Source organism: Halorubrum sp. GN12_10-3_MGM (assembly GCF_005435235.1).
GTDB classification, from domain to species: Archaea; Halobacteriota; Halobacteria; order Halobacteriales; family Haloferacaceae; genus Halorubrum; species Halorubrum ezzemoulense.
This window is the reverse complement of sequence record NZ_SGUB01000070.1, coordinates 1-494: the sequence shown is the minus strand read 5'-3', so window position 1 is coordinate 494 and position 494 is coordinate 1. Positions and strand designations below refer to the sequence as shown.

At 62.1% G+C, this 494-nt stretch carries 2 pseudogenes; one reads left to right on the top strand and one right to left on the bottom strand.

Annotation, left to right across the window (positions count from 1 at the left end):
• A pseudogene (locus EXE47_RS19335) lies at positions 1 to 303 on the top strand (hypothetical protein); the annotation flags it as partial.
• Here EXE47_RS19335 and EXE47_RS19150 read toward each other — a convergent pair.
• Positions 300 to 494: pseudogene (locus tag EXE47_RS19150) on the bottom strand (transcription initiation factor IIB family protein); the annotation flags it as partial. The pseudogenes EXE47_RS19335 and EXE47_RS19150 overlap by 4 nt on opposite strands.

Here is a 494-nt window from a genome sequence, read left to right as displayed (position 1 = left end):
GCACGACTCGAGGTTCGCTTCTGGTACCCCGCCGGCGTCGACCAGGAATACTACCGCATCAACTGGGTCGAACCGGACCGGAATCTGATGCTCGGCTTCCACCAAGACGCCGATCATCCGGACCTTGGCCCCTGTCACATCCAACTCAGTCACGAAGACACGCCGGTTGATCGACATCGCGCATCGTTTCTCGATGCGCACCCGCTCGCTGTCCTCGATGACCGACTCCAACAGTTCCCGGCGGCGGTAGAAGCGATTCGCTGGGAGAACGAGACGCCGTCGCTTCCTACTTGGCCTGTCTAGACCGCGAGTTGATCGAGCGTTTCGTGATGCGTCCGGACAGTCGTTGGCGTGACGTTCCCGATCTCTGCGACGTCGCTTTGCGTCACCCACTTTCCCTGTTCCTGTCACGCTTTGTAGAGGCAGGCCGCTGCGAACCCAGCCGGATGGACGCCCTTCGTGACGCCCCGCTCCTCGGTCTGTTCCGCGAGCGC